At 70.8% G+C, this 26,898-nt stretch carries 25 protein-coding genes; 9 read left to right on the forward strand and 16 right to left on the reverse strand.

Annotated elements, in window-relative coordinates:
• The first annotated feature begins 1 nt into the window (after position 1).
• Positions 2–463 carry a hypothetical protein gene (locus AB0M08_RS16485; protein ID WP_364493339.1) on the forward strand — a complete coding sequence of 154 codons (462 nt, stop codon included), beginning with the start codon at positions 2–4 and terminating at the stop codon, positions 461–463.
• A 46-nt stretch (positions 464–509) separates the two neighbouring features.
• On the opposite strand, the gene valS is transcribed toward AB0M08_RS16485, so the two are convergent.
• The 3 genes from valS to AB0M08_RS16500 all read right to left on the reverse strand — a co-directional run bounded on the left by valS (position 510) and on the right by AB0M08_RS16500 (position 7,245).
• A complete protein-coding gene (gene valS, locus AB0M08_RS16490; protein ID WP_364493341.1) occupies positions 510–3,080 on the reverse strand; it encodes a valine--tRNA ligase in 2,571 nt (856 codons plus the stop codon).
• 39 nt (positions 3,081–3,119) lie between these two features.
• Positions 3,120–5,000: a glutamine--fructose-6-phosphate transaminase (isomerizing) gene (gene glmS / locus AB0M08_RS16495; protein ID WP_364493343.1), complete on the reverse strand. Its 1,881-nt coding sequence runs from the start codon at positions 4,998–5,000 to the stop codon at positions 3,120–3,122.
• Positions 5,001–5,097: 97 nt separating this feature from the next.
• Positions 5,098–7,245 carry a bifunctional polysaccharide deacetylase/glycosyltransferase family 2 protein gene (locus AB0M08_RS16500; RefSeq protein ID WP_364493345.1) on the reverse strand — a complete coding sequence of 716 codons (2,148 nt, stop codon included), beginning with the start codon at positions 7,243–7,245 and terminating at the stop codon, positions 5,098–5,100.
• A gap of 92 nt (positions 7,246–7,337) precedes the next feature.
• Between AB0M08_RS16500 and AB0M08_RS16505 the strand changes: the two genes are divergently transcribed.
• Complete coding sequence (locus AB0M08_RS16505; protein ID WP_364493347.1) at positions 7,338–8,345, forward strand: glycosyl hydrolase; 1,008 nt, start codon at positions 7,338–7,340, stop codon at positions 8,343–8,345.
• Between the two features lie 68 nt (positions 8,346–8,413).
• Here the strand turns inward: AB0M08_RS16505 and AB0M08_RS16510 are convergent, their stop codons facing one another.
• Positions 8,414–8,692, reverse strand: a complete 279-nt coding sequence (locus tag AB0M08_RS16510) for a hypothetical protein (RefSeq protein ID WP_364493349.1) — start codon at positions 8,690–8,692, stop codon at positions 8,414–8,416.
• 145 nt (positions 8,693–8,837) lie between these two features.
• A complete protein-coding gene (locus AB0M08_RS16515) occupies positions 8,838–9,626 on the reverse strand; it encodes an isocitrate lyase/phosphoenolpyruvate mutase family protein (RefSeq protein WP_364493351.1) in 789 nt (262 codons plus the stop codon).
• A gap of 66 nt (positions 9,627–9,692) precedes the next feature.
• Between AB0M08_RS16515 and AB0M08_RS16520 the strand changes: the two genes are divergently transcribed.
• Complete coding sequence (locus tag AB0M08_RS16520) at positions 9,693–10,685, forward strand: DUF5937 family protein (protein WP_364493353.1); 993 nt, start codon at positions 9,693–9,695, stop codon at positions 10,683–10,685.
• Here AB0M08_RS16520 and AB0M08_RS16525 read toward each other — a convergent pair.
• Positions 10,625–12,301 (reverse strand): protein kinase, encoded by a 1,677-nt coding sequence (locus AB0M08_RS16525; RefSeq protein ID WP_364493355.1) that lies wholly within the window; start codon positions 12,299–12,301, stop codon positions 10,625–10,627. The genes AB0M08_RS16520 and AB0M08_RS16525 overlap by 61 nt on opposite strands.
• A 644-nt stretch (positions 12,302–12,945) precedes the next feature.
• Between AB0M08_RS16525 and AB0M08_RS16530 the strand changes: the two genes are divergently transcribed.
• Complete coding sequence (locus tag AB0M08_RS16530) at positions 12,946–13,404, forward strand: hypothetical protein (protein WP_364493357.1); 459 nt, start codon at positions 12,946–12,948, stop codon at positions 13,402–13,404.
• 566 nt (positions 13,405–13,970) lie between these two features.
• Here AB0M08_RS16530 and AB0M08_RS16535 read toward each other — a convergent pair.
• Entirely contained in the window at positions 13,971–14,327 is a 357-nt protein-coding gene (locus tag AB0M08_RS16535) for an STAS domain-containing protein (protein ID WP_014694448.1), read from the reverse strand.
• Positions 14,328–14,650: 323 nt separating this feature from the next.
• Here AB0M08_RS16535 and AB0M08_RS16540 point away from each other — a divergent pair, with 323 nt between their 5' ends.
• Positions 14,651–15,655: an AraC family transcriptional regulator gene (locus tag AB0M08_RS16540; protein ID WP_364493359.1), complete on the forward strand. Its 1,005-nt coding sequence runs from the start codon at positions 14,651–14,653 to the stop codon at positions 15,653–15,655.
• Position 15,656: 1 nt separating this feature from the next.
• Here the strand turns inward: AB0M08_RS16540 and AB0M08_RS16545 are convergent, their stop codons facing one another.
• Positions 15,657–16,004 carry a hypothetical protein gene (locus AB0M08_RS16545; protein ID WP_364493361.1) on the reverse strand — a complete coding sequence of 116 codons (348 nt, stop codon included), beginning with the start codon at positions 16,002–16,004 and terminating at the stop codon, positions 15,657–15,659.
• 409 nt (positions 16,005–16,413) lie between these two features.
• Here AB0M08_RS16545 and AB0M08_RS16550 point away from each other — a divergent pair, with 409 nt between their 5' ends.
• From AB0M08_RS16550 to AB0M08_RS16560, 3 genes are all read left to right on the forward strand, one after another.
• The gene (locus tag AB0M08_RS16550) at positions 16,414–16,707 is read left to right on the forward strand and encodes a hypothetical protein (RefSeq protein WP_364493363.1); all 294 of its coding nucleotides are present in this window, start codon (positions 16,414–16,416) and stop codon (positions 16,705–16,707) included.
• A gap of 115 nt (positions 16,708–16,822) precedes the next feature.
• Positions 16,823–17,188 carry a hypothetical protein gene (locus tag AB0M08_RS16555; protein WP_364493365.1) on the forward strand — a complete coding sequence of 122 codons (366 nt, stop codon included), beginning with the start codon at positions 16,823–16,825 and terminating at the stop codon, positions 17,186–17,188.
• Positions 17,181–17,609, forward strand: a complete 429-nt coding sequence (locus tag AB0M08_RS16560; RefSeq protein ID WP_364493367.1) for a hypothetical protein — start codon at positions 17,181–17,183, stop codon at positions 17,607–17,609. Before AB0M08_RS16555 ends, AB0M08_RS16560 begins: the two co-directional genes overlap by 8 nt.
• A gap of 69 nt (positions 17,610–17,678) precedes the next feature.
• Here AB0M08_RS16560 and AB0M08_RS16565 read toward each other — a convergent pair whose 3' ends face one another.
• From AB0M08_RS16565 to AB0M08_RS16590, 6 genes are read right to left on the reverse strand one after another with little or no spacing between them, the layout of a single operon-like run.
• Complete coding sequence (locus AB0M08_RS16565; protein ID WP_364493369.1) at positions 17,679–19,142, reverse strand: glutathionylspermidine synthase family protein; 1,464 nt, start codon at positions 19,140–19,142, stop codon at positions 17,679–17,681.
• A gap of 3 nt (positions 19,143–19,145) precedes the next feature.
• Positions 19,146–19,562 carry a hypothetical protein gene (locus tag AB0M08_RS16570; RefSeq protein ID WP_364493371.1) on the reverse strand — a complete coding sequence of 139 codons (417 nt, stop codon included), beginning with the start codon at positions 19,560–19,562 and terminating at the stop codon, positions 19,146–19,148.
• A 37-nt stretch (positions 19,563–19,599) separates the two neighbouring features.
• Entirely contained in the window at positions 19,600–20,364 is a 765-nt protein-coding gene (fabG, locus tag AB0M08_RS16575; RefSeq protein ID WP_364493373.1) for a 3-oxoacyl-ACP reductase FabG, read from the reverse strand.
• 51 nt (positions 20,365–20,415) lie between these two features.
• The gene (locus AB0M08_RS16580) at positions 20,416–22,062 is read right to left on the reverse strand and encodes an alpha-amylase family protein (protein ID WP_364493375.1); all 1,647 of its coding nucleotides are present in this window, start codon (positions 22,060–22,062) and stop codon (positions 20,416–20,418) included.
• Positions 22,055–23,101 carry a hypothetical protein gene (locus tag AB0M08_RS16585; protein WP_364493377.1) on the reverse strand — a complete coding sequence of 349 codons (1,047 nt, stop codon included), beginning with the start codon at positions 23,099–23,101 and terminating at the stop codon, positions 22,055–22,057. The genes AB0M08_RS16580 and AB0M08_RS16585 overlap by 8 nt, the downstream gene beginning before the upstream one ends.
• Positions 23,098–23,445: a PadR family transcriptional regulator gene (locus AB0M08_RS16590; RefSeq protein ID WP_364493379.1), complete on the reverse strand. Its 348-nt coding sequence runs from the start codon at positions 23,443–23,445 to the stop codon at positions 23,098–23,100. Before AB0M08_RS16590 ends, AB0M08_RS16585 begins: the two co-directional genes overlap by 4 nt.
• Positions 23,446–23,517: 72 nt before the next feature.
• On the opposite strand from AB0M08_RS16590, the gene AB0M08_RS16595 reads away from it, so the two are divergent.
• The gene (locus tag AB0M08_RS16595) at positions 23,518–24,171 is read left to right on the forward strand and encodes a DedA family protein (protein ID WP_364493381.1); all 654 of its coding nucleotides are present in this window, start codon (positions 23,518–23,520) and stop codon (positions 24,169–24,171) included.
• Here the strand turns inward: AB0M08_RS16595 and AB0M08_RS16600 are convergent.
• Entirely contained in the window at positions 24,155–25,336 is a 1,182-nt protein-coding gene (locus tag AB0M08_RS16600) for a chitinase (RefSeq protein WP_364493383.1), read from the reverse strand. The two genes, AB0M08_RS16595 and AB0M08_RS16600, sit on opposite strands and share 17 nt — an antisense overlap.
• Before the next feature lie 114 nt (positions 25,337–25,450).
• Entirely contained in the window at positions 25,451–26,827 is a 1,377-nt protein-coding gene (locus tag AB0M08_RS16605) for a carbohydrate-binding protein (protein WP_364493385.1), read from the reverse strand.
• Between the last annotated feature and the right edge of the window lie 71 nt (positions 26,828–26,898).

A 26,898-nucleotide genomic window follows, 5' to 3' on the forward strand; every position in this document is an offset into this window, starting at 1 on the left:
CATGTCCGCGATCTCCTCGGCCACCACCGGATCGAGCGCCGCTCTCGGCGACCTGCTGTGCCTCCTCGTGATCTGCGCAATCGTCGCGGTGATCGTGCGGGGAACACGATCGGCGAACCGAAAACGGGATGCGCGGGCCGCGGCGGCGTGGCAAACGCTCGTTCTTGCTGCTCATCACCGGCCCGGCACCCATATCTGCTACGTGGTACACGTGTATCAGAGTGCACGTCGGGGTACGAAAGCCGTGATCGCCTGGGCGGACACCGGGGCACGGCAGGACGCATGGTTCTGGTACTTCTGGCCGGCCGCCGGCAGCGCACTCCTGGTCATCGGCGCCGTCGGCTTCGGGCCCCACAACCGGGATCCCGCTGTCTTCTTCGTCGATTCCGGTGGTGTACTCGCTCTCGCTCCACCGGGAGCACAGGCGGCCTGGCACCGCCTGCAGGCGGCCGGGCACCACTGAAACGGAGAGGCCCGACCGTGGCCGGGCCTCTCCGTTTCAACGACTCTCAGGAGACCGGGGCGAGCACGATCTCGGCGGACAGGGGCGAAGTGGTGCTCTCCGTGGTCAGGTCGCGGACCGTGCCCGCGGAGCGGATGTCGCTGCTGATCAGGGTGAAGGCGGCGACCTCCGCCGGGGTGCCGCGGAGGGTCAGGTGGGCCACCTCGCTGCGCATGGACTGCTTCGCCTCGGACTTGGACTTGCGGACCAGGCCGAGGACCGTGCTCGCCAGGGTGAGCAGGCCGGCCGGGGCGGCCGGGTCGAGGGCGGCGGCGAACTCGGTGCGGGACGGCCAGGCCGACCGGTGGATCGAGCCCTCCCGCCACCAGGACCAGGCCTCCTCGGTGACGAACGGCATCATCGGGGCGAAGAGCCGCAGGAGCGTGCCGAGTGCGATGCCCAGCGCCGCGTGTGCCGAGCGGACGGCGGGGGTGGCCGGGTCGCCGTACGCCCGCTCCTTGACCAGCTCCAGGTAGTCGTCGCAGAAGGTCCAGAAGAACTGCTCGGTACGCTCCAGCGCCCGGGTGTAGTCGTACCCGGCCAGCGCGGTGGTGGCGTCGTCGAGCACGGAGGCCAGCCCGGCGAGCACGGCCCGGTCGAGCGGCTCGGTGACGTCGGTGGCGGCGGCGGGGTCCGGGCCGACGCCGAAGCGCAGCACGAACTTCGTGGCGTTGAGGATCTTGATGGCCAGCCGGCGGCCGACCTTCATCTGGCCGGTGTCGAAGGCGGTGTCGGTGCCGGGGCGGCCGCTGACCGCCCAGTAGCGGACCGCGTCCGAGCCGTACTCCTCCAGCAGGGCCATCGGGGTGACCGTGTTGCCCTTGGACTTCGACATCTTCTTGCGGTCCGGGTCGAGGATCCAGCCGGAGAGCAGCGCGGTGTGCCAGGGCAGCGTGCCGAACTCCTGGTGGGCGCGGAGGACCGTGGCGAAGAGCCAGGTCCGGATGATCTCGTGGGCCTGCGGGCGCAGGTCCATCGGGAAGACCCGGGCGAACAGGTCGTCGTCGCGGCCCCAGCCGCCGGCGATCTCCGGGGTCAGCGACGAGGTGGCCCAGGTGTCCATGACGTCCGGGTCGGCGGTGAAGCCACCGGGACGGTCCCGCTGGTCGCTGGTGTAGCCGGGCGGGGTGTCGCTGCTCGGGTCGACCGGGAGCGTGGCCTCGTCCGCCGTGATCGGGGCGGAGTGGTCCGGTTCGCCGGCGGCGTCCAGCGGGTACCAGACCGGGAAAGGGACGCCGAAGAACCGCTGGCGGCTGATGATCCAGTCGCCGGCCAGGCCCTCGACCCAGTTCTCGTAGCGCGCCCGCATGAAGGCCGGTGACCAGGTCATCGCGCGGCCCCGCCCGACCAGCGCGGAGCGGAGCGCGGCGTCCCGGCCGCCGTTGCGGATGTACCACTGCCGGGTGGTGACGATCTCGAGCGGCCGGTCGCCCTTCTCGAAGAACTTGACCTGCTGCGAGGTCGGCCGGGGCTCCCCGTCCAGGGCGCCGGCGGCGCGGAGCAGCTCCAGCGTCCGCTCCTTGGCGGAGAAGACCGTCTTACCCCCGACCTCGGCGTACGCCTCGACCCCGGCGGCGGAGAGGCCGGCCGGCGCCTGGCGCAGCAGACGGCCGTCGCGGCCCATCACCGGCCGGGTCGGCAGGTCGAGCTCGCGCCACCAGACGACGTCGGTGAGGTCGCCGAACGTGCAGACCATGACCAGGCCGGAGCCCTTGTCCGGCTGGGCCAGCGGATGCGGGTGGATCGGGACCTCGGCGCCGAAGACCGGGGTGGTCGCGACCGCGCCGAAGAGCGGCCGGTACCGCTCGTCGTCCGGGTGGGCGACCAGCGCGACGCAGGCCGGCAGCAGCTCCGGGCGGGTGGTCTCGACGTACGCCGGATCGCCGCCGGGCAGCGTGAACGCGATCCGGTGGAACGCGCCCTCGCGGGGGCGGTCCTCCAACTCGGCCTGGGCGACCGCGGTCCGGAACGAGACGTCCCAGAGGGTCGGCGCGTCCGCGAGGTACGCCTCCCCGCGCGCCAGGTTCCGCAGGAAGGCCCGCTGCGACGCGGCCCGGCTCCCCGCGTCGATCGTCGTGTACTGATGCGCCCAGTCGACCGAGAGGCCGAGCTGGCGCCAGAGGTCCTCGTACGCCTGCTCGTCGATCGCGGTCAGCCGCTCGCACAGCTCGACGAAGTTCCGCCGTGAGATCGGCAGCGGACGGCTCGGCGGGGTCTCCGGTGGGGTGAACCCGGGATCGTACGGCAGGGAGGGGTCGCACTGGACGCCGTAGTGGTTCTGCACCCGGCGCTCGGTGGGCAGCCCGTTGTCGTCCCACCCCATCGGGTAGAAGACCTCGCGGCCGGTCATCCGCTGGTACCGGGCGATCGCGTCGGCGTGCGTATACGAGAAGACGTGCCCGACGTGCAGCGATCCGCTGACCGTCGGCGGCGGGGTGTCGATCGAGAAGACCTGCGCACGGGTCTTCGACCGGTCGAACGCGTACGTCCCCTGCTCGTCCCATACCGCGCGCCACTTCCGCTCGACGCCGTCCAAGGTGGGCCGGTCGGGCACGGAGAAACGCGGGGTATCGGTCACGCGGCGACTGTACAACCGCCGCGTGACCAGGGCATCCGGTTATTCCACGGTGACCGACTTGGCCAGGTTGCGCGGCTGGTCCACGTCGTGGCCCCGGGCGGCGGCGATCTCGCAGGCCAGGATCTGCAGCGGCACCGTGGTCATCAGCGGCGCGAGCAGGGCCGGGGTGGCCGGCACGTAGATCACGTCGTCGGCGTACGGGAGGACCGCCTCGTCGCCCTCCTCGGCGATCACGATGGTCCGCGCGCCCCTCGCCCGTACCTCCTGGATGTTGGAGACGATCTTGTCGTGCATCAGGGCGCCGGACCGCGGCGACGGCACCACGCAGACCACCGGGGTGCCCTGGTCGATCAGCGCGATCGGGCCGTGCTTGAGCTCGCCCGCGGCGAAGCCCTCGGCGTGCATGTACGCCAGCTCCTTGAGCTTCAGCGCGCCCTCGAGAGCGACCGGGAAGCCGACGTGCCGGCCGATGAAGAGCATCTGACGGGCGGTGGCCAGGTCGTGGGCGAGCCGCTTCAGCTCGTCCATCGAGCCGAGCAGCTTCTCCAGCCGGGCCGGGATCAGGTCCAGCTCGGCGGTGATCGCCGCGACATCCGCGTAGCCGGAGCCCCGGACCTGGGCCAGGTGCAGGCCGACCAGGTAGCAGGCGACCAGCTGGGTCAGGAACGCCTTGGTCGAGGCGACGGCGATCTCCGGGCCGCCGTGGGTGTAGAGCACGGCGTCGGACTCGCGCGGGATCGTCGAGCCGTTGGTGTTGCAGATGGCGAGCACCCGTGCGTTCTGCTCCTTGGCGTGCCGCAGGGCCATCAGGGTGTCCATGGTCTCGCCAGACTGACTGATCGCGATCACCAGCGTCGAGCGGTCCAGGATCGGGTCGCGGTACCGGAACTCGCTGGCCATCTCGACCTCGACGGGCAGCCGGGTCCAGTGCTCGATGGCGTACTTGGCGACCATGCCGGCGTGGTACGCCGTACCGCAGGCCACGATGATCACTTTGTCCACGTCGCGCAGGTCCTGGTCGCTGAGGCGGACCTCGTCCAGGGCGATCTCGCCGCGCTCGGTCAGCCGGCCGAGCAGGGTGTCGGCGACCGCCTGGGGCTGCTCGGCGATCTCCTTGAGCATGAAGTACTCGTAGCCGCCCTTCTCCGCGGCGGAGAGGTCCCAGTCGACGTGGAACGCGGTGCCGGTGGCGGGCGTACCGTCGAAGCCGGTGATCTCGATCGTCGAGGCGGTGATCAGGACGACCTGGTCCTGACCGAGTTCGATCGCCTCACGGGTGTGCTCGATGAACGCCGACACATCGCTGGCCAGGAAGTTCTCCCCGTCGCCGCGGCCGACCACCAGCGGCGAGTTGCGCCGGGCGGCGACCACCGCGCCGGGCATCTCGGCGGAGACCGCGAGCAGGGTGAAGGCCCCTTCCAGGCGGCGTACGGTCCGGCGCATCGCCTCGGCGAGCAGCGCCGGGCTGTTCACCGCGCCCGCGGCCCGGAGCCCGTCCAGTTCGAGGGCGATCAGGTGCGCCGTGACCTCGGTGTCGGTGTCGCTGCGGAACTCGATGCCCTGGGCCTCGAGATCGGCGCGGAGCCGGGCGAAGTTCTCGATGATGCCGTTGTGGATGACCGCGACCCGGCCGTCCAGCGACACGTGCGGGTGGGCGTTCCGGTCGGTCGGCCCGCCGTGGGTGGCCCAGCGGGTGTGCCCGATGCCGGTGCACCCCTCGGCGATCGGGTCACCCGGGCGCTCGGCGAGCGCCTTCTCCAGGTTGACCAGCTTGCCGGACCTCTTCTCGGTGAACATCGCGCCGCCCTCGACGACGGCCACACCGGCCGAGTCGTAGCCGCGGTACTCGAGCCGCTGAAGGCCGTCCATCACGATGCCGAGCGCCGACTTTGCCCCGGTGTATCCCACGATTCCGCACATGTCAGTAAGGTAGCGAGCCCGACTCTAGCTCCGGCTGTGCGAAGTCTTTGCGTTTGCCCAGCTCACCGGCCGAGTCTGTGGACCGGCCATGACAAGATCACGCGTCGCCGGTGGGTAGCCTGGCGCCCATCAATGCGTTCAGGCCACCGGTACGCCGCAGCTTCTGCCACCCCAGCCGGATGCCGCCGAGCGCCGCCAGCACCGACTGGATCAGCACCAGGTACATCAGCTGGCGGTACACGAACTGCTGCAACGGCACCCGCCACAGCGGCTTCATCGACTCCTTGTCCAGGCGGAACGCGTAGATCGTGCTGAACAGCTGGACCGCGAGCATGCCGAGCCAGGCGATCGCCGTCTTCATCGGGTTCAGGAAGAAGAGGCCGTAGATCAGGAAGACGTCGATCAGCGGCGAGAGCAGCGGCAGCAGCGTCTGGAACAGCGCCAGGTTGAGCAGCCCGCGCCGCCCGAACCGGCCGCCGGGCCCCTTCTCGAAGAGCGCCCGCCGGTGCTTCCACATCGCCTGCATGGTCCCGTACGACCAGCGGTAGCGCTGCCGCCAGAGCTGGCCCATGGTCGACGGCGCCTCGGTCCACGCCCGGGAACGCTCCTCGTAGACCACCCGCCACCCGGCCCGGATGATCGCGATGGTCAGGTCGGTGTCCTCCGCCAGGGTGTCCTCGGAGAGGCCGTTGACCTGCTGCAGCGCCTCCTTGCGGAAGGCACCGATCGCGCCCGGCACGGTCGCCATGCAGCGCATCACGTCGTACGCCCGGCGGTCGATGCTGAAACCGACCACGTACTCGATGTGCTGCCAGATCGGGATCATGCCCTTGCGGTTGGCCACCTTCGCGTTGCCGGCCACCCCGCCGATCTCCGCCGTGCTGAACGGCTGGACCAGCTTCTCCACGGTGTCCGGCTCGAACACCGTGTCGCCGTCCATCATCACCACGACCTCGGTGCCGGCGTGCGCGATGCCGTTGTTCAGCGCCGTCGACTTGCCGGCGTTCTCCTGTCGCAGGATGGTGACGTTCGGGTACCCGAGCCCCTCGGCGATCTCCGCCGTGCCGTCGGACGAGCCGTCGTCCACCAGGATGATCTCGATGGGGTGCGTGCTCGCCACCAGCGACCCGAGGGTGTCGGCGATGATCTCCTTCTCGTTGTACGCCGGCACGATCACCGTGACCGGCTCGGTATACGGATCCCCCCAGGGATGCGGGTTCTTCCGGTACCGCGTGGCGTGCCGCCGGCCCAGCACCAGGAAGAGCAGCATCCGCACCACGGTCAGCACGCCGAGCACCCAGAGCAGGTAGGTGAAGCCGACCGAGGTGCCCTTGGCCAGCTGGACCGCGCCGACCACGCCGAGCCCGAGCAGCCAGTCCCTGGTGTCGGCCGTCGGGTTGACCGTGCTCATCCCGGTCAGCGAGGCGACCGTGGTGAAGGTGTACCCGGCGTTCTTCAGGGTGGGGATCACCGTCTTCAGCGCGGTCGCGGTCTTGGACCGGTCGCCGCCGCCGTCGTGGAAGAGCAGGATCGCGCCGGCGTTGTCGTCCGGCATCACCGCCTCGGTGATGTCCGACTGGGTGACGTCCTCCTCCCAGTCCCGGCTGTCCAGGTTGTTGACCACGGTCAGGTAGCCGTCGCCGCCCATCTCGGCCATCACCGACCAGGTGTTGTTGTCCAGCGCGGCGACCGTCGACGAGTACGGCGGCCGGAAGATCACGCTGGTCACCCCGGCCGCGCCGGCGAGCGCGAACTGGGTCTCCTGCATCTCGACCTGCCGGCGCCAGTCGCTCTTGCTGGCCATGTCGGGGTGCGTGAAGGTGTGGATGCCGATCTCGTGGCCCTCCTCCTGGACCCGCTTGACCAGGGAGGGGTACTGGCTGATCTGCGAGCCGATCATGAAGAAGGTGCCGGGTACGTCGTACTCGGCGAGGACGTCGAGGATCTCCGGGGTGTACTTCGGCGCCGGGCCGTCGTCGAAGGTCAGCACGATCTCGTTGTCCGGCACGGTGACCGTGGTGGTCGTGGTGCCGTCGGTCTCGATGATCGGGCCGCCGTTGAGCGCCGCGTCCGGCACCTCGTCGGTGTCGTTGGTCGAGGCCGCCGCGCCGTCCTGGGCGAACTCGCCCTGCACGACGCCGTTCACGGTGAGGATGCAGGCGAACAGACCGAGCACGACCACCAGCAGGATCCAGCGCGGCCGGGGCACCCGTACCCGCCGCCGGACCGGTGTTTCGACGGACACCTATCTCCCCCTCGCCCGCGGCCCGGCTGGCTCACCAGCCCCATCGGCCAGATTCGCGCATATCTGAGGGTTTGACGCGGGATAGTACTGAAATGCCCCTCAAACGAGCCCTGGTCTGTGCCGCCGCCACCACGCTGCTCCTCACGGCGGCATGCTCCGGCGACGACGACTCGGAGAGCAGCAGTGACGCCACGGCGAGTGCGAGCGCCAGCGCGACGGCGAGTTCCGAACTACCCGCGGTGGCGCCGTACGTCGACATCGTGAGCGGCACGGTGGACGTCGACGAGGTCGCCGAGAGCACCAGCCAGACCGACTTCACCCTCGCCTTCGTGCTCGCCGACAGCACCGGGTCGTGCACCCCGACGTGGGGCGGCAAGACCGCGATCGACGACACCACGGTGGCGAGCGAGATCGCGAAGATCGACGCGCTCGGCGGCACCTCGATCGTCTCCACCGGCGGCGAGACCGGCACCTACCTGGAGAACGCCTGCACCACGTCGGACGCCCTGGTCACCGCGTACGAGACGGCCCTGGACGCGGCCGGCAGCAACCACCTGGACGTGGACATCGAGCAGACCATCACCGCGAGCACCGTGATGACCGCGCTCGCCGCGCTCCAGAAGGCCCGGAGCACCACGGTCACGCTGACCCTGCCGGTCGGGGGCGAGTCGGTCGGCCTCACCGACACCGAGATCTCCATCCTGCAGGCCGCCGAGGACGCCGGGGTGGAGGTCACGGTCAACCCGATGGTGATGAACTTCAAGGCCACCGAGGACGACTGGGGCAGCGCGATGACCACCGCCACCGAATCGGTGAAGACCGACGTGGCGAGCGTCTGGACCGACAAGTCGGAGACCGAGATCTACGCGATGATCGGCGTCACCCCGATGATCGGGATCAACGGCTCCGGCGGGCCCACCACGACCACGGCCGCGCAGACCCTGCTGACCTGGGCCGAGGAGAAGGGGCTGGCCTTCGTCCGGTTCTGGTCGGTCAACCGGGACAACGGCGACTGCACCGACGGCAAGGTGGCCAGCAACTGCAGCGGCATCTCGCAGACCGACTACGCCTTCACCAAGCTCTTCACCAGCTTCAGCTAACCGGTCATCACTACACACAGCAACGAAGGCGCGGCCCTGGGGCCGCGCCTTCGTCGTATTGAAATTGCTCAGGAACTGCTGCTGGAGGACGACGTGGAGGCCGTCGACGTCGAGGAGGAAGTGGACGCCGTGGAACTTGTCGACGTCGATACCGTCGCCTTCGTGGAAAGCGCCGAATCGGAGGCCTGAACCACACTGGCACCCACGACACCAATGTACAGAGCTGCGAAAAGTGCCACGAAGAAGCCGAGAACGGCCATCACGCGCTTCCGGCGGCCGGTCGAATCGACGAACACCTGGGTACCGGTGGCGGCGTCCTCGGCAGTCATGACGGCGGTGCGGATCATCGTTTTGATTCCCTTCGTGGTGCGACGTCGTTAACGTTAGGAATCGTTTCTTTGAACCGCCTTTGTGCGCCACGGACGAACTCTGTGTATAAAAACAACAATGCGCAGCTTACTGATTACTGAAGGTAATCAGATAGACGTAGCGTCACTGAGGGTTAGACAGAGCGTTCAGTCGGCCATAGTCCAGGTCACCCTGAAGCGCGGTATACGTCCCGTTTCCGAAGGCCTCCCGGGCCGCCCGGTCCACCACCGAGTACGCCGCCGTGGCCACCGCCACACCGAAACTGATCCGGGCGACGCCCAGTTTCGCCAGTTCCGGCAGCGTGGGGGCGCCCGGACCGGTCAGCACGTTCACCGGGCCCGGAATCCCGGCCACCAGCTCACCGATCACCGCGGGGTCGACCGTGCCGGGCACGAAGACCCCGTCCGCCCCCGCCTCCAGGTACGCCCGGCCGCGCGCGATCGTCTCGGCCACGTCGCCCGCCCCGCGCAGCAGCGTGTCGACGCGAGCGTTGAGGAAGGCGTCCCCGGCCGCCTTCCGGGCCGCCGCGAGACGGGCCACCTGGTCGGCGACCGGCCGCAGCGGAGCCGCCCCGCCGATCCAGCCGTCCTCCAGGTTCATCCCGGCCACCCCGGCGTCCACCACACCCCGGACGGTCTCGGCCACCTCGGCGGGCGTCGCCCCGAAGCCCGACTCGATGTCGACGGTCACCGGCACCCGCACCGCGGCGACGATCCGGCGCGCCACCTCGACGGCGAGATCCCGCCCGAGCGCGTCACCGTCCGGCAGGCCCAGACTCCAGGCCACCCCGCCGCTGGTGGTGGCGATCGCGGCCGCACCGGCCGCCTCGACGATCCGGGCACTGGCCGCGTCCCAGGCGTTCACCAGGATCAACGGGGTACCGGGCACATGAAGAGCACGAAAGTCAGTCACGCCGTCGAGCCTCCACCGGCCGGGCACGCCGCACTACTGTTTTAGCCGTACCTAAAAGGAGGGGTCATGGTGGCCATCGCCCTGCCGGCCGGCGCCGCCGCCCGCATCCGCTTCGCCGTCTCCTGCCTCTGGGAGGTCGTCACCAGCGTCCGCGAGCCCGCCGCCGGCACCCGGATCCTCGGAACCCGTCCGCGCCCCACCGGGCTGCTCGGCCGGCTCGTGCGGCCCACCGGCGGCTACACCCCGGACTTCCTCACCCCGCCGCCCCTCGGTCTCGTCGCCGACCTCGGCGCCGAGCTGGCCGCGCTGCGCGCCACGCCGTCCGCGGCGGTCCGCGCCCACCTCGACCTGATGCCCGGTGACCCGCCCGCCGAGGTCCGCGCCCTGCACGCCGACCCACCCGCCGGTCTCGCCCGGCTGTCCGGGGAGATCGAGGAGTACTGGCGTGCCACGATCGCCCCGGCCTGGCCGCGGATCCACGCCCTGCTCGACGCCGACGTCCGCCGCCGCGCCCACCGGCTGGCCACCGACGGCGCCGCCACCGTCCTCAACGACCTGCACGAGTCGGTGCACTGGGCGGACGGCACGCTCACCGCCGACCAGCGGCACTGCACCGCGCCCGACGTACCGGACGGCAGCGGCCTGGTGCTGATCCCGTCGGTCTTCGCCTGGCCGTCCGTGCTCACCGTCTCCTCGTGGGGCACCCCGCAGCTCGCCTACCCCGCGCAGGGCGTCGCCACCCTCTGGGAGGAGCCGTCCCGCGCGCCGGACCCGCTCGGCGCCCTGCTCGGCCGTGGGCGGGCCCGGATCCTGGCCGCGCTCGCCGGGCCGCTCTCCACCACCGAGCTGGCCGGCCACACCGGCATCTCCGCCGGCGGCGTCTCCCAGCAGCTGCGCGTCCTCCGCGACGCCGGCCTGGTCCGCACCCACCGCGAGGGCCGCCGCCTGCTGAACTCCCGCACCCCGATCGCCGACGCCCTCCTCGCCGCCACCGGCGGTCACACCGGGAGGACGAACGCGGAGGGCTTGCCGGAGAAGCAGGTGACGGACATCCGGTAACGGGCGAAGTCCCCGGTGAAGACGATGGACACGGTCAGCGCCGGCCCGGGATCCACCCGCTCCACCACGAAGCCCTCCGCCGGCGCCCAGTCGATCAGCTCCGCGTCACCCGAGACGCAGCGCGCGATCACCGAACCGCCCACCGAGTCCAGCCGTGTCCCCTCCGGCGGCGCCTCGGTCACCGGATCACTACCGCCACCGGTCTCCCCCGGCGCCGACGGCGACTCCGTACCGGACGTCGTCGGCACGACCACGACCGACGGAACGATCACCGCACCGCTCGCGCTCGCCGACGGATGCCGGCTCAGGCTCGCCCCCGCCGACGCACGGGTGCCCCGCGGCGAGCTCGGCGGTCCGCTGTGGCGCGCCTTCGGCCGCTCGCTCACCGGCGGCACGACGGTCGTCTCCGGCAGCGCGGCCGGCTCCTCCGCCCGCGACCACCAGAGCGCGGGCAGGGCGATCACCGCGGCCGCGAGGGCGCCTCCCGCCAGGAGTCTTCGCCTTTCGGGTACGCGTGACCGGTCACCGCCGCCCCGGGAGAAGCCGCCGTCCCCCGGGCGCTCCGCGACGTGCCCCGCCGTGACCCGGGTCTCCTCGTCCACCAGCGGCGCCCTCGACCGGCCCTCGGCGAACGTCGGCACCCCCGGTCGGTCCCCGGCGAACGTCGGCCAGTCCTCGACGAGCCTCGGTGCCGCCGGACGCTCCTCCGGAGGCAGGGGGTCCGGCAGTGTCCGGGGCGACCCGGCCGGGACCGCGACGGTGCGCTCCTCGGGCGCGGAGACGCGTACCGGAGGAGTCTGTGCGGCCTCGGCGGCGTCGCCCAGCGTGCCGGACACCTCGGCCGCGACCGGCCGGTCGGCCGGATCCTTCGCCAGACAGCGCTCGACCAGGTCCGCGATGGCCGGCGGCACCCCGGGGAGATCCGGCAGCGGCGCCGGCTCCACGTAGACGTGCGCGGTCAGCATCTGCGTCGTGGTCTCCACCGTCCACGGCGACTCCCCGGCCAGCAGGCGGTAGAGCAGCACACCGAGCGCGTAGACGTCGGAGGCCGGCTCGACGGCGCCACCGGTGAGCCGCTCGGGCGCCAGATAGGCCGGGGTGCCGAGCAGCCCCTCGTCGGGCGCGGCCGGGCCGGCGACCGCCGCGATGCCGAAGTCCACCACCTTGGCGCCGGAGGGCGTGACCATCACGTTGGCCAGCTTGATGTCCCGGTGCACCAGACCGTCCTCGTGCGCCGCCGCGAGCGCCAGGGCCACCTCACCGCAGATCCGGAACACCGTACGCGGCGGAAGCGGCCCCCGCGCGATCCGCTGCTGCAACGTCGGCCCGTTGATCAATTCCATGACGACATAGGGCACCGGCGTCCCGTCGTCGCCGGATTCCCCGAAATCGTAGATCTGCGCGATGTTCGGATGGGAGAGCGTCGCCGAGGCCCGCGCCTCGTGCAGGATCCGCTCCCGGAAGCGCTCGTCCCGCGTGTAGCGCCCGGCCAGTACCTTGACCGCGACCTGCCGGTTCAGCACCTCGTCGGTGGCGCGCCAGACCACAGCCATGCCGCCGCGGCCGAGCTCCTTCTCGAGCCGGTACCGGCCACCGAGTTTCCGCTCCTCTTCCACTCGACGCAGTTTGCCGAAATACTCGCCGAAACGCACATCCGAGACGAGTAAGAATGGTATTCGCCTTTCACGTTTCACGTATTCCGGGGAGCCGGTCAATCGATTTCGGCGCAGTCGATCATGCCCGGCGAGCGCGGGGGTGCACGCCGAGCGCCGGCGGCGCACCGCGAACGCCGGGGGTGCACGCCGAGCGCCGGGGGTGCACCGCGAACGCCGGGAGCACACGGTCGGCGCTGGGAGCACACGGTCGGCGCTGGGAGCACACGGTCGGCGCTGGGAGCACACAGTGGGCCCCGGGAGCACACGGTGACTCTCGTGAGGGCGGTACGGGTGCACGGTGACTCCCGTGAGGGGCGGTACGGGTGCACGATGCTCGATCGCGTCGCGCCACCGCCCACCGGAGGGCGGGCCGGGCACTCGAAACGCGATCGTGGATTCCTACCGCCCGAAACCGGGCTGATCCCGTGCTGCCTGCGCCCCCTGCGAGCGGAACGTGCACTCGTCGCGCCCCTGATGTGCCGGGACTCGGGGGAAGCCGCGATATCCGAGGGCTCGATGTGACTCCGGTGCCCACCGTCGGCGCGTGAACGCCCGGGCTGTGGATAACTCCGGGGCTGCGCCGGGGCGGGGTTTAAGGTCGGCGGATGACGGAGAGCTGGCGCCATCTACCCCCGCCCGCGCGGCCGATCGCGGCGGCGGCCTCGGCTGCGGTCGCCGCGGTCGGGGATGCGGACGAGACCGGGTTGGAGGCGGCCGCCGAGCGCCTCGCCGGGCTCGATCAGGCGCAGACCGGGCTGATCATGGGCACCACGGTGCGGCTGCTGCTGGAGGACGCCCACCCGGAGGGGTTCACCGCCGACGACGTCCGGGAGGTGCTCAAGCACTGCGTCCGCGGGCGGCCGGACGCCGATCCGCAGGTGGTGCTCTGGCTGCTCGCCGGCGCGCTCGGGGTGCTCGACGAGGAGGGCGCCCCCGCCCCGAAGCCGGACGTGCTGGCCCGGCACACCGCGATCCTCCTGGCCGATCTGCTGGCCGGGCGCCCGGTGGCCGCCTGGCTGTCCAGCGCCCTCGTCGAGATCGAACAGTCCCAGCTCAACGACTGACCGGCCGGCCCGCAAGAGCAGAAAGCGGAGGGCGCGAAAACGGACACCACGACGGCGCACCGGAGTGTCTCAACCGGTCGGCTGGCGATCCGGGGCGCCTCGGCTGATGGGCTGGCGATCCGGGGTGCCTCAAGCCGGTCGGCTGGCGATCCGGGGTGTCTCAGGCCGGTCGGCTGGCGATCCGGGGTGTCTCAGGCCGGTCGGCTGGCGATCCGGGGTGTCTCGGACGGCCCGATTGACCCGTGAACGCCAGCCACGCCGGGAAAGCTGGCGCCCAGAGGTCCCTCAAGCCCGCCGAGACACCCCTGACCGCCAGCCGCGAAGATCATCCCTCGCGGTTGATCATGAAATGTCGATCAAGACCGGCCACGCCAGGGCCCACCCCGGGAACACGACCCCGCCGGTGAGGAGCCCGCCGGAATCGACCAGCGGGGTCTCTCCGGCGACCGGCGCCGAGCCCGGGAGGGGGAGCAGACGACCGCGGGGTGATGACCAGAATCGGTCCGTGGCGTCCCCCGGCGAGGCGTGAATCCGCGTGAGAAGCGGATTCACGTGCCGGGACACGCTCAGGACGGGCGCAGGCCGACCGACGTCCGCGGGGACGGCGGCTCGGCGCAGCCCAGCAGGCCGACCAGCCCGGAGACCCAGAGCTGACGGTAGACCGTCGCGCTGGGGTGGCTGACCACCAGCTTGATCCCGCTGGCCGCCGCGGTGTGGAAGCAGGCCACCAGGATGCCGATGCCGATGCTGTCGATCAGCATCACCCGCTGCAGGTCCAGACAGATTCGACTCGGCGTCATCGTGGTCAGGACGTCGTTCACCGCGTCCCGCATCACGTGCGCGTTGTCCAGGTCGATCTCACCGCTCGGTGCGATCTCGACGGTGCCGTCGGCCAGCTGGCGGGTCGTGATCGGCAGATACACAGCTGCCCTCTTCCTGGCACCGGGAACCCGGCGCCGATCCTCCGCGGGACACCGATTTCCCCGAGTCCCGGAGGCTTACGCCCAGGTCTCGGTGCGGCCGGCCGAAGACAGTGGCCTGGACGCGGGTGGCAATCGCTCGGACGCCACCGGGAACCGCGTTCCTACAACAATCCGCTGGTCTGCAAGTTACGCCACGTAGGCGCGGAACGCCAGAGTAGTTCATATGGCCGGAATGTGCTGGAACGGTCACTGCGTGGCGACCACGTTGACTGTCCACCGGAGCGGAACGAATACTCACCGTATGCGATGGAGCTACCGGCGGCATGGGTGAGGCCGCGCTTCGTATCACACCGGCGCCGGGGACCGTCTACTTCGACAGCGTCGGCGCCCATCAGGCCCGGGAGTTCCTGAATCGTTTCTACCACCCGGTCTCGATCGGCGGGCCGCCCGGCGGGGAGCCCGGCCCGGACTCCGGCGTGATTCACGTGGAAGTGATCCAACTCGGACCTCTCACCGTCGGCCACCTCACTTTCGCGGGTGAGGTGACACTGGTCGCCGCGGAGGCGGACGCGTACCACCTGACCCTGCCGACGGCGGGCCGGGTGCGGGCCCGCCGGGACGGGCGCGAGCTCACCGCGACACCGGCCAGCGCGGTGGCGTTCCGGCCCGGCGACCCGGTCTGGCTGCGGCACGAACCACACTCCGCGGAGCTCGACGTACGGATCGAGCAGTGGGCCCTGGAGAGTGAACTCGCCGCGCTGCTGGGTCACCCGGTCGAGGGACCGATCGACCTGCCGCCGATCTTCGGGCTCACCGAGGGCCCGGCGCACAGCTGGAGCCAGCTGATCAAACTGCTCCGCGCCGAACTGGAGCACGAGACCAGCCTGATCCACCAGCCGCTGATCGCCGAACAACTGTGCAGCAGCGTGCTGAGCGGGCTACTGCTGAGCGTGCCGCACCGATATCACGGCGAGCTGGTGACGCCGGCCGCCGCCGGGCCGCCCCGGGCGATCCGGCGGGTGGTCGACGCGATCAACGACGAGCCGGAGCGGAACGTCAGCGTCGGGGACCTCGCGGAGATCGCCGGCACCAGCGTGCGCTCGCTGCAGGAGGGCTTCCGGCGGCACCTGGGGTGCACGCCGATGGCGTACCTGCAACGGGTCCGGCTGGCCCGGGTACACGAGAGCCTGCGGCACGCCGACCCGGCGGTGGTGACCGTCGCCGCGGTCGCGCATCGCTGGGGCTTCGCCCATCTGGGCCGGTTCGCCTCGGCCTACCGGGAGCGTTACGGCGCGTCACCGTCGGAGACGCTGCGCGCCACGCCCTGATTCACTCTCCCGGGTCGCAGCGCCGGGGCTGCGGCACCTCGCCGGCACGGCGGACCCGGGGCATGGCGCCGAAGAGGTGCCCGTGCGACGGCGTCCAGTCCCGCCAGGGCGCCAGGCCGGGTGGCACGGTGGCCACCTCGCCGTCCCCGGCGCCGCGCTTGTCCCGCAGGTAGTCGCGCACCCGGGCGGCGGCCGCCACCCCGTTCTCGGCCAGGCTCAGCATCAGCTGGCGGCCCTCGTCATGCGCCCCGGACGGATCCTCGTCCTCCCGGCGCAGCAGGGCGGCCATCCCGGCCAGCGCCCGCGCCGCCTCGTCGGCGTCCCGTTCCGCGTCCCACAGCCCCGTCACGCCGCAGCTCCCCGCACACGCCCCCCGTTCCCACGACTCCACGACCACTGCCCCCGCGCGCCTCGCCACGGCGCGCCCTGCTCTGATCCGCCACGTCCTGATCCGCCACGCCCTGATCCGCACCATCCGGGCGGGAGGTGCCGTCCTGACGTACGTCGCTCTGCTGCGGTGCGATCGGTCATGCCCATCGTTCCCCTCACCGTCACGCGCCAGGGTGACCCCTGAGCGGGGTTCCCCCCGGACAGACCGTCCGGCGCACCTGACAGCCGAAAATGTATTCGGCTCGCTACTAAGCGTCCATCCGTAACGCGCGGGTTCTGTCCAGTTAGCGCTCAGTTCGGACCCTCTTGCCGCTACCCGGCGTAGACAACGGGGAAACGGGAACACCCGGAGGAGGGAGGGGACCGCCATGGATCAGATCCGGACAGCGCGGCGCTCCCTGATCGCGGTCTCCGCGGCCGGCAGGACCGCGGTGAACCTCGGCGCCCAGCGCCAGACCGGCGGCGGCGGGCGGCGGGCGGGCTGCGGGCGGCGGCGGGCGGGCGGCGGGCGGCGGACCACCCGCGGCGGCCGCGGCGAGCTGGTCCACCGCCTGGCCGAAAGCGGTCACGGGATTGATGTCCGTGGCCGGCACCGGAAGCACCACGGCGAGCGCGTGCGGGCCGACGTCGCAGAGGCTGCCGCGCTCGTACCGCCAGGGTGAGGAGCCGAACGGGTTGCCCGGCGTGGAGGTCGTGCCGAGGCGGTCGACGCGCGCCTCGGTCGTCCCGTCGGCCCCGGAATTCACCGGCACAGGGCAGCCTAAGTAACCTGGCCGGGTGAACGGTCCCCTCTCGGCGGCGACGATCGTGGTCGCCCTGCTGCTCGCGGCGTGGTACTTCCTGCGCTGCGCCCTCGACCGGGCGCCCAGCCGCTACGACCTGCTGGCCACCCTGGTCCTCAGCGCCCTGGTCGCGGTGCTGGTCGTGGTCGCCGTGGTGGGGCTCTTCGACGGCACCAGGCCGTCGGACACCGGCACCTTCGCCGGTTACCTGATCACGACCATCGCCTTCGCGCCGACCTCGTTGTACCTGGCCAGGATGGAGCCGACCCGCTGGGGCAGCCTCATCCTCGGGATCGGCGCCATCGTCCTACCCGTTCTCGTGCTGCGGCTGCAGCAGATCGCGTCGGTGACCGGTGCCTGACGAAACCACTCCCGCCACCTCCGCCCGCCCCCGGGACGCCGCGCTCGGCACCGGGATCGGCCGGGTCCTGCTGCTGGTCTACGGCACGTTCGCGCTCTCGGCGAGCGCGCGTGCCCTGGTCCAGATCGCCACCAAGTTCTCCGAGGCCCCGCTGGCGTACGTGCTCTCCGCGCTGGCCGGCCTGGTCTACATCGCCGCGACCGTGGGCCTGGCCCGCGGCGGCGAGACCGGCCGGAAGATCGCCCTGGTCAGCTGCTCGTTCGAGCTGGTCGGCGTGCTGGTCGTCGGCACGCTGAGCATTGTCGACGCGGTCGCCTTCCCGGACGCCACGGTCTGGTCCGACTACGGCAGCGGCTACGGCTACGTCCCGCTGCTGCTCCCCTTCGTCGGTCTCTGGTGGATCTGGAGCCACCGAGCCTGATTGCCTCGCTCCGCTCGGCTGCATTGCGACTTGGGCCGCTGTCAGCCCTCGCCAAGGGGGAGGGCTGTGTCAGGTGTCCGCCTCGATGGTGTGCGGGACGAAGTTGCAGGTGTCGGTGGTGACCAGGCCCTCGACGCCGAGGCCCTCGCGGATGCCCAGGCCCGCGGGCTCGCCGTCGATCAGCCACGAGCCGATCACCGGGTGGACCGTGCCCTCCAGCCCCTCGAAGGCGGGCAGCTCGCAGAGCTCCTGCACGACGTAGCGGCCGTCGGAACCGTACTCGGAGGGCTGGCTCGTGATCGGCACACCGTCCTTGACCAGGGTGACCGAGCCTCCCTCACGACCCCAGACCGGCTTCTTCGCGTACGACGTCAGGGTGGCGGCCCCGGCCGACTCGGAGAAGTGGGCGGGCAGGAGATAGCGTCCCCGCTCCGGGTCGTCGCCGAAGAGCTGCCAGAGGACCGGCAGCAGGGCCTTGTTGCCGAGCAGGGCCGCCGTGTACGGCGGCTCGATCCAGACCGTGCCCCGTTTGGCCGGGTCGGCCATGTTCCGGAAGAAGCCCTTGCCGCCCTCCTCGTGCCAGAACCACTCCCACGGGTAGAGCATGAAGATCACATCGATCGGCTCGGCCCGGTGCTCCCCGCCCGGCGCGGGGACGTAGAGCACCCGGTCGCCCGCGACGTCCCAGCCGATCTGGCTCATCGCGATCAGCTCGACCGGGAAGCCGGCCTCCTCGGCCGTGGCCATCAGGTACGCCACGTTCATCCGGTCCTCGCCGGAGAGCTCGCTGGTCTCGTACGCGAAAAAGATCTTGGGTTTCTCCGGGAGCCACGGCCGGGCCTCCCGCAGCAGGCCGATGTTGCGCCGCCACGCGCCCGGATCGGCCGGCTCGCCGTCGGACGCCTCCCAGCCGACCAGGCGATCGTGGATCGAGTTCCACTGCCGCCAGGGATGCCGGGTGACGCCGGTCTGGTCCATCCAGTGCCACTGGACCACCGCGGCCTCGACCAGCGACGTCGGCGTCTGTGCGTTGAACTCCAGCAGTCGCGGAGTGGTGCCGGCCCCCGCGTACCAGAAATCGAAGCGACCATAGACGGAGGGTGAGAAATCCGGGGTCTGCATCGGCAGCCGGCCGTCCGGGTCCTTGTCGCGGTGCGTCCACGTCTCGGCGTCACCGTCCAGCCAGGTCCGGATGATCTGCTCGTGGGTGTACTCCGGGATGCCGATCCTCGACAGGAAGCACCGGTCGGGGCCGCAGACCGCGCCGAAGAAGCCCTCGCGGCGGCCCTCGGCGGTGTGCCGGGGGCAGTGCGCCACCATCCAGTCGCCGGCCTCCAGGCACATCGCGTAGACGATCGAGGTGGCGGTCTCCAACTCCTCGATCTCCGCCGCGGTGAAGTCGTAGTACGGCCCCTCCTGCCAGTACGACCGCATCGTCCCGTCGGGCAGCTCGGTCTCGTTGTACGTCAGACCGAGGCTGTAGTTGGTGAGCCGCCAGCCGTCCCGGACCGGCCCGTACGGGATCCGGCGCATCGCTCAGCCACCCGACTTCGACGAGGAGTGACCGCCGCCGGTCCCGCTGCCGCCCTTGCCGACCACGCTGGTCTTGATCGTGCCGTTGCCGATCCGCCCGCTGGAGGAGAGCCCGTACCTGCTGCGGGCGGCGGCGTCGTTGTACGCGAACCTGCTACCCCCGGTGGGCAGTTTGTAGCCCACCGGGTAGCCCGAGCGGTACCGGGGCGAGTGCCAGATGTAGTAACCACCACCGAGGTAGCCACCGCCGTCGTCGTCGCAGTAATCCTCGTCGACGACGACCCCGTCGGCGTCCGCGCAGTAGAAACCCTCGTCCTGGTAGTCGTTGCCCCCGTTGTCGCAGGCCGCCGCGCCACCCGCGGCCAGCAACAGGAACGTGCTGGTCAGCGTGACGTTGCGGGAGCTCATGCGTCGGTTCATGTTCTTCTTTGTAGCCGTTCCCGGCAAGCCGCCGATCTCAGTCCTGGGGTCCACCCGCAACATAGATGACCTGGCCGGAGACGAACCCGGCGCCCTCGCTCGCCAGGAACGAGACCGTGTTGGCGACGTCCTCCGGGCGGCCGGCGCGGGCCACCGGGATCTGGGTGATCGCGCCCTTCTCGAAGTCGGCGAAGTCCATGCCGACCCGGGCGGCGGTGGCCCGGGTCATGTCGGTGACGATGAAACCGGGTGCCACCGCGTTCGCCGTGATGCCGAACTTGCCCAGCTCGATCGCGAGGGTCTTGGTGAAACCCTGGATGCCGGCCTTCGCCGCGGCGTAGTTGGCCTGGCCCCGGTTGCCCAGCGCGGAGGTGCTGGAGAGGCTGATCACCCGGCCGAAACCGGCGTCGACCATGTGCTTCTGCACCGCGCGGCTGAACAGGAACGCGCCGCGCAGGTGCACCGCCATCACGGTGTCCCAGTCGTCCTCGCTCATCTTGAAGAGCAGGTTGTCGCGGAGCACACCGGCGTTGTTGACCAGCACGGTCGGCGGGCCGAGCTCGGCCACCACCCGCTCCACCGCGGCCGTCACCTGGGCCGGGTCGGAGACGTCGGCGCCGATCGCGGCCGCGGTGCCGCCCGCGTCGTGGATCGTGGTGACGGTGTTCGCGCAGGCACCCTCGTCCAGGTCGACGACCGCGACGGCGAGACCGTCCTCGGCGAGCCTCAGCGCGATCGCCTCGCCGATGCCGCGTGCGGCTCCGGTGACGATGGCGACCCTGGACGGTGCGGACTGCGACATTGCGGCCTCCGGTAGTGATCTCCGCTACTTCCTGCGAGGGAACAATAGCGCTCAGGTCTGTTTGCGCAGACGGATCCACCGGTATCCGTATCCCTCGACGGTGAGGGCGTCCAGCTTGCCCGGATCGGCGTACTCCCGGTCGGCCAGCACGTCGTTGGGCAGCACGGCCTCCCCGGCCAGCTCCTGAAGATCGACCACGCACCTCTCCGTGCCGAGATTGTGCAGGAAGAGCATGGTGCCGGTGACGTCGTCGGCGCGGTGCACGAGCAGGCCGTGCGGGGCCGGGACGTCGACGTACGCGCAGGTGCCGTTGCCGACCTCGGGCGCCTCGCGCAGGGTCCGGATCATCCGCTCGAACCAGGAGAGCAGCGAGCTCGCGTCGTGCCGCTGCCGGGTGACGTTGACCCGCTCGTACCCGAAGTCGCCGTCGGTGACCACCGGGCGGATCAGCTTCTCCGGGTCGGCGGTGGAGAAGCCGCCGTTCGGCAGTGCGGACCACTGCATCGGGGTACGGATCGAGTCGCGCCCCTCCAATGCCAGGTCGTCGCCCATGCCGATCTCCTCGCCGTACCGGAGGACCGGGGTGCCGCGCAGGCTGAACTGGAGCGCGTACGCCAGTTCCAGCCGTCGCCGGTCGTTGCCGAGCATCGGGGCCAGCCGCCGCCGGATGCCGCGCCCGTAGAGCTGCATGTCCTCGTCCGGGCCGAACCGGGCGAAGACGTCGTCGCGCTGCTCGGCGGTGAGCCGGGAGAGGTCGATCTCGTCGTGGTTGCGCAGGAAGGTGGCCCACTGCCCGCCGGCCGGCAGCTTCGGCGTGCTGCGCAGCGCGTCGATGATCGGCTCGGGGTCCTCCCGGGCCAGCGCCAGCACCATCCGGGCGTTGAGCATGAAGTCGAAGAGCATGTGGATGCGGTTACCGGAGCCGCCCTCGTCACCGAAGAAGACCGGCAGCTGGCCGGGCTCCACATTGGCCTCGGCGAGCAGCACCGCGTCGCCCTTGCGCCACTGGACGTGCTGGCGCAGCTCGGTGAGGAACGGGAAGTCCTTCGGCGAGTCCGGGTTGCCCGGTTCGGTCTGCTCGATGATGAACGGCACCGCGTCCATCCGGAACCCGGCCACCCCGAGTTGCAGCCAGAACGCGCAGATCTTCTTGATCTCCTCGCGTACCTCGGGGTTCTTGATGTTCAGGTCCGGCTGGAACCGGTAGAACCGGTGGTAGTACCAGAGCTTCGCGGTCCGGTCGTAGCTCCAGGTCTCGCTCTGCTCGCCCGGGAAGACCATGCCCTGGTTGCGGTCGGCGGGTTCGGTCTCGCTCCAGACATACCAGTCCCGGTACGGCGAGTCCGCCGACGCCCGCGCCGACTGGAACCACGGATGCTTGTCCGACGTGTGGTTCACCACCAGGTCGATGATCACCTTGATACCCAGGTTCCCGGCCTGGTGCAGCAGCTCCGCGAAGTCCCCGAGCGTCCCGAACCGCGGATCCACGTTGTAGAAGTCCGCCACGTCGTACCCGTCGTCCCGGTCCGGCGAGGGGTGGATCGGATTGAGCCAGATACAGGTCACCCCGAGCCGGGCGAGATAGTCGAGCCGCCCGATCAGCCCGGGTATGTCCCCGATCCCGTCCCCGTTGGCGTCGGCGAAGGTATCGATGTCCAGGCAGTAGACGACCGCCTTCGTGTACCACCGGTCACTCATGCGCCCTTACATGTCCGGCCGCCGGGACCCCGAAACCGCGCTCGCCGGCCATCTCGCCGTCGTCACCCGTCCTTTCTCGACCGCGGGTCGCCTCCCGCCGGCGGTTCAGCTCCGCCGCCGCCATGAAGGCCGCCACGGGGATCAGCACCAGGGCGGCCCACTGCGCCGGGCCGATCAGGCGCAGCGCCTCGGGGTGACGCATGTTGTGCTCGATGAAGCCGCCGAATCCGAGCCGGGTCAGCGGCAGGGTCACGACGACCGGGACCGCCCAGGCCACCATCCGCCGCCGCACCTCGGGCGCCTGCCGGTAGACCGCGAACGTCACCAGGGCGAGACCGGCGTAGGGCATCGCCATGCGGACCTGCCACGGGCCGAGGAGCAGCCAGAAGCCGTGCAGGATCAGGAGGGCCCCGGCCACCGTCACCGGAACCACACCCCGTACCACGCGGTCGCCCGGCGCACCCGGCTCGGCGCTCTCGCCGCGACCGCGCCGCAGGCGGAGTCGGCCGGGCTCAGCGGCCAGGCCCGCGATCAGCACGACCGCCGCGGCCGCCATCACCCAGTAGGTGTAGAGGACCATCGCGGGAGTGTCCAGGTAGTACCGACCGGGGCCGACGATCTCCCCCGCCAGGCCGGCAACCGCGCCGAGGGCGCCGACGACTCGCAACCCGAACACCGCGGCGATCAGCACCACCGTCCAGGCGCCGACCCGGAACAGGTCCACCGGATCGATCACCAGATGGTCGATCCAGCCCCGCAGCAGACGCACCGGGATCCCCGCGACGCGGCGCACCGCGGCGGCGAGGAGCAGGAGCGCGCCGAAGAGCTGGACCAGCCGGGCCGAGCGCGCCCACCCGTCGCCGGGGAGCGGGGCCAGCTGACGGAGGTGGGCCAGCATCGCGTGCCCCAGGATGTCGAGCACCTGGGCCGGGCCGGGGCGCGGATCGGCCATCAGCACGCCGATCATCTCGTCCTCATACTCCCGGCGGAAGTCGCGCGGATAGAGCGCGAGCAGGCGCCGGTAACGGCTCTCGGTCATGCGGTTGCTCCCCCGAACTGAGTGCGGCGCGCGCTCAGGCGCTGCTCCGCGATGGTGGCCTGGGCGCGCAGCCGGGCGGTCTCGGTGGCGAGGCTCCGCTCACCGGCCCCGGTGAGCCGGTAGTAGCGCCGCAATCGGGACTGCACGATCTCCTCGCGGTCGACCTCGATCAGACCCTCGGCCCGCAGCCGGTCGAGGGCCGCGTAGAGCGTGCCGGCCCGCAGCCGGACCCGGCCCCCGGTCATCCCGGCCACATCCTCGATCACGGCATAGCCGTGCCGGGGCTCGGCGGCCAGGGCCGTGAGCACCAGGAAGGTCGGCTCCCGCATCGGCGCGTCGGTCATGGCGGAAGTATATACCGATGGTCGGTATATACGGTACCGGTTCATCGGCGCCCGCCGGGGTATGGATCGGGAATGGCACAACTGGACGGACTGGCCGGATGGGTGGCCTCGGTCATCGACGCGCTCGGCGAGGTGGGCGTCGGCCTGCTGATCGCCCTGGAGAACCTGATCCCGCCGGTCCCCAGTGAGATCGTGCTGTCGATGGCCGGGTACCTGGCGAGCGAGGGGCGGGTCGGCCTGGTCCCGGTCTGGCTCGCCGCGACGCTCGGCTCGCTCGCCGGGGCGCTGCTGCTCTACGCGCTCGGGCGCGGGCTCGGCGAGGACCGGTTGTACCGCTGGCTGGACCGGATCCCGCTGGTCGACCCGGCCGACCTGCGCCGGGCCGACCGCTGGTTCGAGCGGCACGAGCGGGCCGCGGTCCTCTTCGGACGCTGCGCTCCGGTGGTACGCAGCCTCGTCTCGATCCCGGCCGGCGCGAACCGGATGCCGGTCGGCCGCTTCACCGTCTGCACCGCGATCGGCAGCGGGCTCTGGAACGCGATCTTCATCGGTGCCGGGTACGCCCTCGGCTCCCGTTGGCAGGACGTCGAGCGGTACGGCCACTGGTTCGACTACGGGGTCGGGGCGATCGCCGTACTCATGATCGGGTCCTGGGTGGTGACGAAGCTGCGCGGCCGCCATGCCCGGCGGCCGCGCAGCGGGGAGAGGGTCAGAAGCCCGCGCTGACCTTGGTGAACGCCCAGTCGTCCTGCGCGATGCCGGAGCAGTCGGAGACCACGCCGCCACCCGCGCAGCCGCGGTCCCGGTTCACCGACCAGAACGCCAGCCGCGCCAGGCCCTTGCCCTTCGCGTAGTCCCGGATCCGCGTCCAGGTGTCCAGCGAGGTGAGTTCCTGCTGGTCGGAGAGGCCGTTCATGCCGGAGATGCCGATGTGCGCGTACGCCTGCGCCTCGGTGTACCCGAACGTCGACATCAGCGTGGTCCTGAGCCCCTCGGTCGCGCCGACCGTGGCCGTGTAGATGTCCGAGGCGCCGAAGTCGAACGGCATCTGGGTGAAGACGTCGATGTTCGCGCCGAGCGCCTCGGCCTGCTGGATCAGCCGGGTGCCGTAGTAGGTCGGGCCGGTGGTCGAGGTGCCGAAGGTGACGATGGTCTTCACCGACGGGTTGTTCGCCTTGATGATCTTCAGGGCACCGAGGATCCGGTCCTGGACGGCGGTGTTCTCGAACTCGTCGGTGTTCTCGATGTCGACGTCGATGGCCTTGAGACCGAAAGCGTCGATCACTTTCTGGTACGCCCCGGCGAGCGCTTCCGCGCCGGCACAGTTCGGGCCGAGCTTGTTGCCGCTCCAGCCGCCGATCGACGGGACCACGTCCGCACCGGCCGCCTTGATCTGCGCGATGTACGTGGCGTGCGCGCCCCCGGTCAACCCGGTCTCCCCGTCCCACGCCGGGTTGCAGCCGTTCGACGCCAGCACGAACGCCATGGTGAACGCCTTGATCCCGGTGGCGTTGACGACTGTGGACGGCGCGGGCGGGTTGCCCCAGCCGGGATAGACGTAGGGCGCGGCGGCCATCCCGGTGCCGGTGCCGGCCGTCGGCGACGTGGTGGGTGAGCTGGTCGGCGTGGTCGTACCGCCGCAGGTGCCGTTGTCGGCCCAGACGTCCCAGGTCCCGCTGTGCGTGGCCGGCGACTCGTTCTGGGTCCACCACTTGGCGGTGTAGTCGTGGCCGTTCTGCGAGGCCGTGCCGCCGCCGAGGTAGACGGCGCTCGCGCTCCACGCCGTGGCACAGGCGGTGGCGGCCGAGGCATCGACCGCGAAGAGGGTGGCGGTCCCGCCGGCGATCAGGGCCGCCGCGGCCGCGAGGAGGATAGATCGAGATCGAGGCATACGTAAATATGTAGGACTCTTAACAGTCGATGTGAAGGGTCCGGAACCTTAAACATCCTTAAAAGTCAGAGGGCCGTAGCCGCAGGTCAGCGACTACGGCCCGGGTAAGAATTGTCACCGTCTGAACTGGATCCAGTTCACGTTGACGAAGTCCGCGGACTGGCCACTGGTGAAGGTCAGATAGACCGTGTGCGTCCCGGTCACGCTCGTCACGTTGGCCGGCACCGAGCTCCAGGTCTGCCACCCGCCGGTGGAGGCGAGCGCGAAGCTGCCGATCGGCGCGTTGCTCCGGCTGTCCAGGCGCACCTCGATCAGGCCGCTCACCCCGGACGCCGCGCCCGAGGCGACCCGGCCGACGAAGTCCAGTGGTGTCGACGTACCGAAATTGACGTTGTTGAACTGCAGCCAGTCGCCGTTCGCGATGTAGCCGACGTCCTGGCCGCCCTCGGAGCAGGTCTCGATCGTCACCCCGGACGCGGCGTCGTACGACTCGGCCTGGATGGCCGTGTACGCGTCCCGCGTGGTGCCCGAGGTGGCCGACGCCGAGGCGGTCGGCGACGTCGTCGTGGTGGTGGTCGACTGGTAGACGGCCACGTAGTCGACCAGCATCGGCACACCGGACTGGGTCGCCGAGGTCGGGCCGCCGCCGAAGGCCGCCGGGAAGCCGCCGCCGATCGCCACGTTGAGGATGACGAACATCCCGTGGTGCGTGGCGTTGTTCCAGGTGGTGCTGTCGATCTGGGACGAGTTCAGGGTGAAGTAGTTGACCCCGTCGAGGTACCAGCGCAGCTGCTCCGGGGAGGTGCTGCGGTCGAACTCGATCGCGTACGTGTGGAAGGCGGTCTGGCAGCCGGAGCAGGCATGCTCACCGCTGGTCAGCCCGGTGGTCTCGTTGCAGACGCCGCCGGGGTTGGTGCCGCAGTGCAGGGCGGCGAAGACCGAGGACCGGCCGTTGATGTCCTCCATGATGTCCCACTCGCCGATGCTCGGCCAGTTGGTCGCGCCGACCGGCCGGGCCGCGTCGCCGAGTGCCCAGAACGCCGGCCAGTAGCCGAGCGCCGCGTCGCCGCTGACGTTCGGCTGCTGGATCCGGGCCTCGATCCGCACCTTGCCGCCGGACGGGGCGGCGAAGTCGGTGCGCTGGGTCTCCACCCGGCCGGAGGTCCAGTTGCCGGCCGAGTCGCGGATCGGCTTGATCGCCAGGTTGCCGCTGCCGTCCTGGTAGACGTTCGCGGTCGAGCTGGTCATGGTCTCGACCTCGCCGGTGCCCCAGTTGGCGGCGCCGCCGGCGTATCCCGTGCCGGTGTCGTAGAGCCAGTTGGACGTGTTGAGGCCGGTGCCCGCCGCACCGGTGAAGTCGTCGCTGAAGACCAGCGACATGCCGGACGGGGCGGTGGGGACCGCCGCCTCCGCCGTGGCCACGAACGTCACGGAGGCACCGATCGTCAGCAGGGACGCGATCAGCGCGAGGAGTCTTCGGGGAGCTGCCATGGGGACACGCCTTCCGGGGGACGGATGCCGGGGGAACGGGGGTCGTGAGAGCGCTCTCTTGACGAAGAATT

The sequence above is a fragment of the Actinoplanes sp. NPDC051851 genome, from assembly GCF_040681165.1.
Classification (GTDB): Bacteria; Actinomycetota; Actinomycetes; order Mycobacteriales; family Micromonosporaceae; genus Actinoplanes.